Annotated in this window: 7 protein-coding genes; 4 read left to right on the forward strand and 3 right to left on the reverse strand. The window is 46.5% G+C overall.

Annotated features, from left to right (window positions below):
- The first annotated feature begins 366 nt into the window (after nucleotides 1–366).
- Nucleotides 367–699: a DUF3139 domain-containing protein gene (locus tag AC0LWN_RS18915; RefSeq protein WP_474667993.1), complete on the forward strand. Its 333-nt coding sequence runs from the start codon at nucleotides 367–369 to the stop codon at nucleotides 697–699.
- A 134-nt stretch (nucleotides 700–833) separates the two neighbouring features.
- On the opposite strand, the gene AC0LWN_RS18920 is transcribed toward AC0LWN_RS18915, so the two are convergent.
- The gene (locus AC0LWN_RS18920) at nucleotides 834–4,184 is read right to left on the reverse strand and encodes an S-layer homology domain-containing protein (protein WP_474668245.1); all 3,351 of its coding nucleotides are present in this window, start codon (nucleotides 4,182–4,184) and stop codon (nucleotides 834–836) included.
- Nucleotides 4,185–4,417: 233 nt separating this feature from the next.
- On the opposite strand from AC0LWN_RS18920, the gene AC0LWN_RS18925 reads away from it, so the two are divergent.
- Both AC0LWN_RS18925 and AC0LWN_RS18930 read left to right on the forward strand, forming a co-directional pair.
- The gene (locus AC0LWN_RS18925) at nucleotides 4,418–6,748 is read left to right on the forward strand and encodes an AraC family transcriptional regulator (RefSeq protein WP_474667995.1); all 2,331 of its coding nucleotides are present in this window, start codon (nucleotides 4,418–4,420) and stop codon (nucleotides 6,746–6,748) included.
- Nucleotides 6,749–6,806: 58 nt separating this feature from the next.
- Nucleotides 6,807–8,399, forward strand: a complete 1,593-nt coding sequence (locus AC0LWN_RS18930; protein ID WP_474667997.1) for an extracellular solute-binding protein — start codon at nucleotides 6,807–6,809, stop codon at nucleotides 8,397–8,399.
- 90 nt (nucleotides 8,400–8,489) lie between these two features.
- Here AC0LWN_RS18930 and AC0LWN_RS18935 read toward each other — a convergent pair whose 3' ends face one another.
- Both AC0LWN_RS18935 and AC0LWN_RS18940 read right to left on the reverse strand, forming a co-directional pair.
- Nucleotides 8,490–8,684 (reverse strand): hypothetical protein, encoded by a 195-nt coding sequence (locus AC0LWN_RS18935; RefSeq protein ID WP_458967932.1) that lies wholly within the window; start codon nucleotides 8,682–8,684, stop codon nucleotides 8,490–8,492.
- Between the two features lie 179 nt (nucleotides 8,685–8,863).
- Entirely contained in the window at nucleotides 8,864–9,388 is a 525-nt protein-coding gene (locus AC0LWN_RS18940) for a hypothetical protein (RefSeq protein WP_474667999.1), read from the reverse strand.
- Nucleotides 9,389–9,686: 298 nt separating this feature from the next.
- On the opposite strand from AC0LWN_RS18940, the gene AC0LWN_RS18945 reads away from it, so the two are divergent.
- Nucleotides 9,687–11,405, forward strand: coding sequence for a cellulase family glycosylhydrolase (locus AC0LWN_RS18945; protein ID WP_474668001.1), 1,719 nt, complete (start codon nucleotides 9,687–9,689; stop codon nucleotides 11,403–11,405).
- The last annotated feature ends 251 nt before the right edge of the window (nucleotides 11,406–11,656 follow it).

Genomic DNA, 11,656 nt, shown 5'->3' on the forward strand with positions numbered 1-11,656 from the left:
CCACTCCTCAATGTCGCACTCCGTGTGAAGTGCGTGGATTGAAATTGTCATTGGTTATCTCCTTCCTCAACCTGCTTGTTTTGTCGCACTCCGTATGAGTGCGTGGATTGAAATGATATGTGTAACCATCCATTAGCATTGTTACTATTGTCGCACTTCGTGTGAGTGCGTGGATTGAAATCCGTCGAGTTTGCTCATGCCGTGGCTCCTTTACGTAGTCGCACTCCGTATAGAGTACGTGGATTGAAATTGCGGCAGTTGATCCGGTTGCCAGCCCTCTGGGTCACACTCCGTAAAAATGACATGATATAGTGGGAATATTAATATTAAATGGAAATTATTTTAATATAAAAGAGGGAGGAACATTTGAAGAAGCGTGTAGGGTTAATAATCGGTTCATTAGTGCTTATGGTGATAGTAGGTGGTATTTATTTCTTTCTCACAGGATTACCTCAAAAAAAGAACGAAATTGCAAATGAGGTACTGACATATCTGACATCCGAAAGGTCATACAAAAAAGAAGACATTAAAGAAATCGAAGGGCTCTACAGCTTTAAATCTGAGCACTACCAAGCCAATGTAATATATATGGATGAACCGAATGTAAATTATACGTATGAAAAGGCAGATGGCGGATTTAAACTCGTAGGTACCTCCAACTTAAGAGGTAGGCATATGGACGAGACTTTCGATCAGTGAATGTAAAAGCGGCTGGAGTATTTGCGTAAGGTTCTTCAGAACAATGAACTCAATGAAACGGGAAAATAAAACTTGCCAGAGAATCAGGTTAAATGCATCCACCTGATTCTCTGGCAATAATTTTGTTGCTTGAATTACTGAGCTAATCCCTGCAAAAGCACTGTCAGAATTTTAGCGGCTTCTGCTCTTGTTGCGCCGCCTTGAGGGTCGAATTTGTTAGCGCCTTTACCGGAAATGATCCCTGCTTTTTGAAGTGCGGTTACCGCTTCCGCAGCCCAAGGGCTAATGCTGGAGCTGTCTGTGAAGTTTGCAGCACTGCTATTTGTTGGCAGCGTGTAACCTGCAAGCTTGGCATAACGCTCAATCATTACGCTGATTTCCTCGCGGCTTACAGGAGCATTCGGGTTGAACTTGTTGTTCCCTGCCCCGGTAACGATGTTGTTATCGGCTGCCCATGATACATAAGGCAAGTACCAGTCACCGGCTTTGATGTCCGCAAACGTTGAGGTCTTATACCCTGTTACATCCGCATTTGCCAATCCCGCCAGCATTTTTGCGAATTCTGCCCGGGTTACCCCCGCATCCGGTGAGAACTTGTTGCCGCCTTTACCGGAAATAATGTTGTGTCCAGCCAGGTATGTGATATAGCTGCTGCCCCAGTGGCTGGAGGTGTCGCTAAAGCTGATTTTGTTATAGCCTACAGCGTATTTGCTAAGGTGATTGGTAACCAGGGTGACCATTCCTTGATTCTGGCTATAACCCGATTGTGCGATTACATTTGGCTTACCGTTCTTATCAATGTAGTAGGCAGCAATTGCGTTTGTGTCCTCGCCTTGGGCCGGTGCATATGGAATAGCGAGCTTGATACTGCCGCCTCCAAAGCTAGTCAGACTTGAAGCTCCCGACTCGATAGCAAATTCCAGCACTGGTCTTGTGCCTACCAGGGTTTTTGCTTCGGAAGATACCGCGTTTGTGTCGGCTAGAGCGATCACTAGTCTGACATTGTCGCCCGCAGCCTTTTTAAGCGAATCCAACACGGTTTTGTTAATAGTCATGCTTCCGAGTGGGGTCACAAGCTGCACCTCAGCAGCTTTGCTCTCGTACAGCTTGCTAATGGCATCTTTGGTGAGCGTTACTCCCACTGTAGTTGTTTTATCTGCGGTCTGTACTTTAAGCTCTGCTACGATTTTCCCTGCTGCAGACGAATTCACCTTACTCAGCAGATCGTTGATCTGGGCATCCTTGATGACAACCTCGGCTTTTCCGCTGGCGTCAGCAGTTGCCGTTACCGTTAGGCTTGGCTTCTGCCCATTGTCTGCACCTGGACTGGAAGTTGGACTTGGTGTAGGCGAAGGTGACGGAGAAGGTGCAGCAGTTGCACCCGAACCTGAACCATTTCCAGGAGTAACGGAAACAGTGCTCAGGGTGACCGTTAATGGATTGCTTGAGTTGTCCGCAAGGTCATAAGCTACTACAGAGAAAGAGTAGGAAGTGCCTTGGGTCAATCCGGTTACATTGTAGGAATAAGTAGTGCCTGTTACGGTGTTAAGCAGCTTGCTGTTCTGGTATACGCTGTAGCTGACAACCCCTTCGTTATCTACCGCAGCAGGCCAGTTTAAGGTAAGTCCTGTTTGGCTAATGTTCGAGCCTGTCAGTTTGGCATTTGCCGGCCAGCTTGGTGCTGCCGGGTCTACTGCCAGCTGGATGCTGTCTACATTGTAGATAACCTTCATCTTATACTGGCTCGGTAACCCGACCGTTTCAACAGAAGTGAATTGTCCGGTCCGTTGATCCTTGCCGTGGGTGATGAGCGTGATGGTGCCGTCAGGCACATAGTTATTCAAGAAGTTCAGACGTAATTTCCCGTTAGGATTTACTGCATCGCTGACATGAAGCAGATCATTTTTGCTGCTAAGATCCAGCTCAAGTGTGCCGTTTGCAGATTGGCTGTAATTCCCGCCGATATTCATCTGTCCGGGAACATTTTGAATCAGGGTCCCTCCGTTGACCACTACATCGCCGCTTCCGAAGGCTGTTGCTGAATTCCCCTCAAGTGTGCCTGCGTCCAGTTGTGTGCCCCCGGAGTAAGTATTGCTGCCCTGCAGCTTTAGAGTACCCGTTCCCTTCTTGGTCAGTTTACCGGCGCCGGAAATGTCGTTCCGCCAGCGATCCAGAGCATTGAAGCCGCCTTTGTAGGTATCCATTGTCACTGTAACGTCGTTTGCAAAAGCGCCATACCCATCCGCTGCGGCAAAGAGGTTCAATCGTCCCCAGCCCTCAGGATCGTCGAGCACCGGATAGCCCGATGGAAGACCTGTAGTGGCTAATACCCAGCGGCGCTGCGTACTGTCAAGGTAAGGCAGGCGTGTCTCCAGCAGGACTTCTGCACCCTTCGGAACTACCATAGGTTTAGTTGTAGGATTAATCTGGCTGAAGCCATACGTCAAACGCTCCGTATAATCCTGCTTGTTCTTGGAATAATTGCTGAACCGGTCTGCCGCTGTACCCGTTTGCGTCAACAATTTAGTATGGGCATCGTTATACGCAGCCTGCTTCAAGGCAGTATTGTTCGGTTCATTCAAAGCGGCAGCCGATATGGCAGTTGCCATAACCCGCGCTCCCATTACATCCAGCGGGGAGTGCATGCCGGCAACAATCCGGTTGTTACCAAGCTCGGAAGCCCGCGTAAGCAGCTCCTGAAAACGCTCCGGTACAGCGTATGCCATAGCAATAGCACTGAGATAAGCAGCATTGGTATGACCGCTTGGAAAGCCGCCATCCTTGCTGGGATCACTACTTTTTGCAGGAACAAGAGACGGAACAATAACTGAGTCACTTTCCCAGCGGAACGGGCGAGGATAACTAAAGTAGGTTTTTGCCGGGTTTGTTGAAGCACTGCTGTTGCGGAAGGTATTGACCAAATTTACCATGCTGCCGAGACTGGAATTCGGATCGCCTGAACCGTATTCACCACCGTCTCCCTTATCTTCATATTTAACAGATGTGGCATCGGCCGGAATATCGGTGATTGTTGTTGTTGCGCCCACGCTATTCCGATAGACATCGGTAAGCGAACCCAGGCCATCCATAACACTGTAGCTCTGTTTTCTCCGGTCGTCGAGATAGGCTGCATCTGCCTCGCTGGCGGTCCGGCTGGCGGCCCTATCAACCACCTTTTGAATGTTGGCATCCAGCACACTGCTGTTCACTTTCACGCCTGTGTCCCAAGTCGCGCCAGGAGTCCAAAGCTGCTCGAATCCGGAAAGAACGCCGAGGGCAGGATTTGAAGCAATCGTTTTGTTGGAGGAAGTATTATTCTTGTAGTTGTCTACATAGTACCCCCAGGCTGGCGGCGCTGGCAGATCTACATTTGAGGGGATTGCTGCTGCTGCCGCACCCGACGCACCCGCATACGTTCCACTCATCGAGCTTAGAAGCAATGACAGACTCAAAGCTCTGGTAAGATGCCTTTTTCTCAATTTCAATTTCAACTCGTATCCACTCCTGTAGGTTCTGTTTTGATTCGAAATCAATGTAGCATCCGGGCAGTTTGGGCTTCAATATAACAATTTCCGTATAATATAAAATTCGTATTTTGTTCTCCTTTACACAAATAACGCGTATTCATAATTTTGTGTAAACATAGTTCACTTAAAATTAATAAAGGACTGTGCAGTCCGCATACTTCATATATTTTGAGTTCGGAGAAGGAAAGCTGATGAGAAAAAATTCGAATTCTGTGTTCACCAACCTGGCTGTCTCCTATTTGACGATAGTGCTTGTAATTGTGCTTCTGCTCTGCTCGATTTTTTATATGTATTTCCCGAGAAATTACAATGAAGAAATTAGAAACAAGAACCAAATCATCCTTGAGAATGCAGCGAATTATCTGGAATCGTCTGTGTTTCAGCGGGTGAAGAAAATATATCTGGATCTTTCCCTGGGAGAGTCGGGGAGCACCTTGTTATTAGCCAAAGACAGCCTGAAGGGGAATTACAGCAGTGTTATTGATATTCAGGAATTGCTGAAGGATAAGGTGACGAGCAACTCGGATCTTATTTATGCGGTCCATTTGTATTATCCCAAGCAGCAAATCATGATTTCATCTGACTATGGATTGAGATTTTATGATGATTCAACGAAAGACGCATTCAGGAAGATGGGCTGGATCGACGGGATGCGGGGAAATGACAAAACCTTTTTATGGACCGAAACACGTATGGTGCCCGGGGATATATATGCCGGTGTGTCCGGCAAAAACAGCATGAATCCTCTGATTTCATATGCCCACAGTTATCCTGTGAACTCTGCCGGTAAAGACTCTGAGCTGATGATTGCTATTGATATCAAGGAAACTTCTGTCAGTCAAATCATCCAGAACGTTATGCCATCCGACTATACAAACACTTTTATTGTTGGAGAAAACGGGGATATTATTTCTGCCGCGGATAAAGGCAAGCTTGGCGGGAACGCTTCACTTCTCGCATACATGAGCAAAATTCTATCCTCCGCCGCGGTTGCTGATAGCTTCACGGACACCGTTGATAAAGTTCCCAGCGTCGTATCCTATCACCAGTTCACTTCAAATAAGTGGAAGATCTATAATGTAACTCCTACAAATAGCTACTATAAGAATTCCATCCTGCTGCAGAAAGCGGTATTGGTAATTTGTCTGCTGGCTATTGTGGTGGGCATTATTTTGTCCGGTATTTTCACTATAAGAAGTTATAACCCTCTGAAGCGCTTAATGGGCAAAATCAAAGGGCTGTTCGACAATGCTTCTACACCCGGGCAGAATGAGTATATTTTAATTGATTCAGCGATCCATAAGCTGACCAGCAAGGTAAGCAGTCTTGAAGAAACTTTGCAGGCCAACAGCCCGGTGATCAAGCACAATGTTGTGCTTAACATCCTGAGAAACAGCTACAGCCGTGAAGAATTGGCCGAACAATTGCAATCCGTCAATATATCTATGGAATATGCGAATTTCTGCTGTATGGTGGTTGATCCGGTAAGCAGTGAGTTTAAAGCGCTGAATTCCAAAACGATGCACTATGTGATCTACCGCCTGATCAATCAATTGGAAAGCGTAGATTTTCATGATAGCCAGGTTATTGCTGAAGAGCTTCCAGATCAGAAAATAGCGGTGATCGTATGTACGAACCATGCGGAGGAAGGGCTGCTAGACAAGCTCTCCGGCTTTATCCTTTCAGAAGTGAAGATTAGCTTTGATCTGGAATTCAAAATAGCCTGGGGCCATTGGGTGCAGCAATTCATGAATGTGCACACAAGCTTTGCAGCGGCGCAGACGCTCATTAAATACGGTTATTTCCTGCCCGGAATTTCTATTATTAAGGACCACAACCTGCTGAACAGGGAGAATAGCAAACATGAAATACCACAATCCCTTCTTTTGAAGTTTAAAGAGAAGCTTCAGGCCAGAAATGCCGAGGGGGTTGCCGCAGCCGTAGACCATCTGATTGAAAATATGCAGGATGGTGGGTATTCAGCAGATTACTGCCATTTTATATTGTTGAATACAGTATCCGTGTACTCGGATTATCTGATAAGTGTGCGGTACAACCCGGCGGATAACGTCAAAATGGATTTATATAAGCAGTACACCTCCATTTATAACCTGGGCAGCTACAGGCAGTGGCTGGTTCATTCTGTTACGGAATTCATCGGTGATATGGAGAAACGGAGTGATCAGAGAAATGTTGATAGCATTGAAGCAGTTAAGGTGTACATCAGCAAGCATCTTTCAGAGGAGCTTTCGCTCGATACGGTTGCCGGCAAGGTCTTTATCAGCCCGAAATATCTGAGCAAGATATTCAAAGAGGAAACCGGAATGAACTACATCGAATATGTAACCCAGAAAAGAATGGAAAGAGCGCTGGAGCTAATGGCAAAAGGCAACATGACCATCGAACAGATTGCTGGTTCCGTCGGATATGGCACAGCGGCATATTTTATCAAGAAATTCAAAGAGATGAATGGCTGTACGCCTAAGTCCTATATGCGGGACGTACTGAAGCAGGCCCAGTAAAAAGGATGGCAACCCGGAATAAACTTTGCTGAACAATATCTAGTGGGCGGTCGATGTAATGAGAAGAAATAGTTTACGGTCACTCTCCATGCTTACAGCAGCGATGATGCTATTAAGCGCATGTGAAGCTCCAAAGCACAATTCAGCAGCTACAGCTCCATCGGAAGAGAAAAGCTATAACATTTCCTGGACCATGCATCAGAATGAGCCTGTTCCTGAGAATGCCGAAATGCTTAAAGCTGTTGAAGATAAGTTTGGTGTGAACCTGGATGTATGGAATCTCGAAAATAATAAATATGAAGCGCTTCTGGATCTGAGGCTTGCACAGGGTGAAATTCCCGACCTCTTTCGGGTCAGGCAGCCGCAGGATCTTCTGAAATACCAGACACAGGGTGTGCTTGCCGAAATCCCGGAGGATGTTCTGCTTAAGTACGCCCCGAACATTATCAAGACCATCAATGCGAACGCGCCCGGATATTTGGACTATGGGAAAATTGATGGGAAGTTCTATGGGATTCCTGTGGTCAATCCGACGAACATTTATAGAGTACCTGTGGTATACCGGCAGGACTGGCTTAATAAGCTTGGCCTTGAGGTTCCGAAGACTTTAGCTGAGTTCGAGAAGGTAATGTACGCTTTTGCGAATAATGATCCGGATGGGAACGGCAAGAAAGATACCTACGGGCTTTCCAGCGAAGGGCTGAATGTTGTTTTCGGAGCGTTTGGACAGATTGTTTTTGCCGACCAGCTATACTTCGGAGAGAAGGATCACCGTCTGGTTATTGGTGCTTTGGAGCCTGAGATGAAGGGGGCCCTCAAGCTGCTGCAGAAGTGGTATAGGGATGGGATTATTGATCCCGAGTTCATCACAGGGGAGAATAAAGGGGGCTATAAGCATCTGTCGCATGCTTTTATCAACGGGAGAATAGGGATGACCTCGATGGGCAACTACTATCACTGGATTCAGGCCGGAGATTACGAGGTTCCGAATCTAAAAGGTGAAGAAGTCCCTGTGGAAGCCACATTCAATGCGATGGAGCTTGTAAACAAGAACAAACAGGCAAGGATTGTTTTCGGACAGCCTGTAACCGGACCTCAGGGGAAAAGCGGGTCTAAAGCTTATGATATGCTGATGAGTTTTACAGCAATTGGTGCGAATGCCGTAAAAGAGCCGGGGAAGCTGGAGAAAATCCTGCAGATTCTTGACTATGTCAGCGCAAGTCCGAACCAGGATGAGTATACGTCAATGTTGTACGGAGTTGAAGGCAAGCATTGGGAATGGGCTGATAAGGCGACTGACGATATAGTGATCCTGCCCCCATTTGATAAAATAACGAATTATGAAAACCAAATCGGCGCCAGAATCGGAATGACCGTTCCACGCAAGCCACTAGGCCGCAGGGAGCAATGGGCATCGACCCTGGGACTCGATAAAAACGGGATATACAACAGGCTGGAGGTTTCTACACCTTCATTAATAAGGAACAGCGCAGAGCTGATAAAGCTCAAAAACAAGGCCTATATTTCCATCATAACCGGGGACAAGCCGGTAGATTATTTTGATACCTTTGTAAAGGAATTTATGGCTGCGGGTGGAGATCAGGTGTTAAAAGAAGCAAATGACTGGTACAAGCTCGTTGCTCCAAAATAAAAGACCGCAAAAACCGGAATGGCTTCCGGCTTCTTGCGGTCTTATGTCAAAAGTTGATTGTGAGTAAATTTGTATCTGCAATAGATCTAGTTAATGATATTTCACACTCTTGATGCGTGCTTCTTCCTGGTAGGTAAGCGGGTTAGGAGTTGGCGGTGTATGCAAATGACGCTCCACAGAATATTCGATTTTCCAGTAGTCTTCTTCTTCCGAAGTCATCCATGGCTGCCACATTCCGGATACCCAATTTTTAAGCTCCTTAAGTCCTGCCAGCATTTCATTCATCCTCCTTGGACGATGCAATCAAAAGTTTTTATTTCTTTTTGGTTACGCTTTCATTATAACACAAAAAAAAGAAATTGGAAGATGTGTCCACGGGAAAAAGACAAATTTTCTTGCGGAAATTATATATTTATTAGGGTTTGTGTTCAATGGAGAGAAGTGTGTCTCTGTGTCGAGGACATCTATTTAATTCGTTTCAAAGCCGCTTCCTGATCTATGGAACGTCTTGATAAGATATCAAGTGTAACGTCATGACTTCTTAGAGTTTCTTCTATATTATGCAAGGTGTCCCGGTTAGCGATCACTTCGGCATTCACTTCCGACACCGCCTGCTGGATCAGCGGGATGAGCTTGGTGTCTTCTTTAATGCTGATAATGTCGGCTTTTACTTCAGTTAGGTCATTTTTAACTTCGTCCAGGTCAGCTCTTACTTCGGCTAAGCCAGCTTTGACCCCGCCTAGGTCAGTCCTTACTTCAGACAAACCGGCTTTGACCCCGCCTAAGTCAGCTCTTACTTCAGATAAACCAGCTTTGACCCCGCTTAAGTCAGTCTTCACTTCGCTTAATTCGGACTTCACTCCGCTTACGTCAGCCCTTACTTCGCTTAAGTCGACCTTCACTCCGCTCAAGTCAACCTTCACTTCGCTCAAATCGGAGCGCATACTTTTTAGTTCCCCAAGAATCTGCTGAAGAATCTGATCACTCATTACCCCCGGTCCCCTCACCTGTGTAAGATTCGCTAATTATATCATAATTCGGGACTAGCAGGCTTGTGGAATTGATGAAATGTCAAAATCTATAATTTTGAATGGATTTTTGCACTAATTATTGGGATATTTACCATTCGCTAAAGATGCTATATTGATTTTCGTAAGCGGTTGCAAAAAAAGTGCGGAGGTGATTTTGTGCAGTAGTCATCCTTCCTTCTGAATGACGTGCACACTGGACAACACAGCATCTGTTCTAAAAAGGAGCCTTACACCTAAAAGGAGGAATTACTTTTTTATGCCAAAACAGAAATCGTTCCTGTCACTTGCATTCATCGCTGTTTTACTGCTTGCTTTAGTTACACCTGCAGTCTCTGCTGCATCCTCTGAAGAGGCACCGCAAGCACAGGCTGCCGCCGCTACAGGTCTGCAATCCTATGTCGATGCCATGCAGCCGGGCTGGAATCTTGGCAATACGCTTGATGCTACGGGAGCCGATGAAACGTCATGGGGCAACCCTGCAGTTACTCAGGAATTAATCAAGAAGATTGCGGCTCAAGGTTACAAAAGCATCCGTATTCCCGTGACCTGGGATGTTCACACCGGAGCGGCTCCAGGCTATACTGTTGATCCGGCCTATCTGTCCCGTGTTCAGCAGGTTGTGGACTGGGCGATTGGCGAGAACCTGTATGTGATGATCAATCTCCACCATGATTCCTGGCTGTGGATCAGCAAGATGGAGCAGCAGCATGACCAGGTGCTGGCCCGCTATAACGCGATTTGGACACAGGTTGCGAACAAGTTCAAAGGGTATTCGAGTAAGCTGATGTTCGAAAGTGTCAATGAGCCGCGTTTTACCGATGGCGGAACTACGGATGAGAACAAGGCGATCCAGATGCTGGACGAGCTGAACGTGTCTTTCTACAACATTGTCAGAAAATCAGGCGGGAATAATGCAACACGTCCGCTGGTGCTCTCGACACTCGAAGCTTCTCCAACCCAGACCCGAATGAATGCGCTTTACAGCACGATTACCAAGCTGAATGACGCAAACCTGATTGCTACCGTGCATTACTATGGCTTCTGGCCATTCAGCGTTAACATTGCGGGTTATACGAAGTTCGACACCGATACACAGAATGACATCAACACTACTTTTACCAATGTGTACAATACCTTTACAGCCAAAGGAATTCCAGTCATTGTCGGCGAATACGGTCTGCTCGGCTTTGACAAAAATACCGGCGTTATCGAGCAGGGCGAGAAACTGAAGTTCTTCGAATATTTGGCTTATTATCTGAAATCTAAGCAAATTACACCGATGCTGTGGGATAATGGCCAGCATTTTGGCCGTACAACCTATCAATGGTCCGATCCCCAGCTCTATAATATGATGAAAGCCAGTTGGTCCGGCCGTTCGTCCACTGCTGAAAGCGATCTCATTAATTTGAGAAAGGGTGCTGCTGCCAAAGATGTGACGGTGAAGCTTAACCTGAACGGCAATACGTTGTCCTCGATCCTGTACGGCAGCCAGCAGTTGGCACAGGGAACGGATTATACTTTGAACGGTGACCAATTGACCTTCAAAGCAGCCAGACTCACCAGCCTGTCCTCCTCCGGCAAGCTTGGGGTAAATGCGGTATTAACCGCACGGTTCAACAAAGGGGCAGACTGGAGCTTTAATGTTGTCCTCTCGAACACGCCAAAACTGAGCAATGCCCAGGGAACGACCAGCTCATTTAAAATTCCTACAGCCTTTAACGGAACTACCTTGGCTACGATGGAGGCCACATATGCCTCCGGCGGCAATGCCGGTCCGCAAAACTGGACGTCGTACAAGGAATTCGCCTATACGTTCACGCCTTCCTACACCACCAATGAGATCAGTCTGCTGCCGGCCTTCTTCAATGAAGTGAATAACGGAGATGTGATTCTGAAGTTCCATTTCTGGAACGGCGATGTGGTGAACTATAAGATTACGAAGAACGGAACCACAGTTACAGGTACTGCACTATAGGATGAGAAAATAAGACGAAGCCTTCTTTTAACCTGCGATGGACGCGGGGGAGATGAAGGCTTTTTGCTGTCCGGCGGTCCTTTTCCCTGCTAAGGCCGGCTACTTATTTCAATTTAAAAATATACAAAATAGAACAATGGGTGTAAAATTGCATTACTTAGAGCCTTTCGGGAAGCAGGAAATATACATAATTGCGTTCCCTTATGTGAATTAATTCGCATGAGCCGATTTTTCTTTCTGCTGCCCCGGAG

This window comes from Paenibacillus sp. sgz302115 (genome assembly GCF_056120445.1).

What these genes read in the sequence shown, in the direction of transcription:
- AC0LWN_RS18925 (WP_474667995.1), top strand. Translation starts at nt 4,418, where the DNA reads ATGAGAAAAAATTCGAATTCTGTGTTCACCAACCTGGCTGTCTCCTAT.
- AC0LWN_RS18930 (WP_474667997.1), top strand. Translation starts at nt 6,807, where the DNA reads ATGAGAAGAAATAGTTTACGGTCACTCTCCATGCTTACAGCAGCGATG.
- AC0LWN_RS18935 (WP_458967932.1), bottom strand. Translation starts at nt 8,684, where the DNA reads ATGAATGAAATGCTGGCAGGACTTAAGGAGCTTAAAAATTGGGTATCC.
- AC0LWN_RS18940 (WP_474667999.1), bottom strand. Translation starts at nt 9,388, where the DNA reads ATGAGTGATCAGATTCTTCAGCAGATTCTTGGGGAACTAAAAAGTATG.
- AC0LWN_RS18945 (WP_474668001.1), top strand. Translation starts at nt 9,687, where the DNA reads ATGCCAAAACAGAAATCGTTCCTGTCACTTGCATTCATCGCTGTTTTA.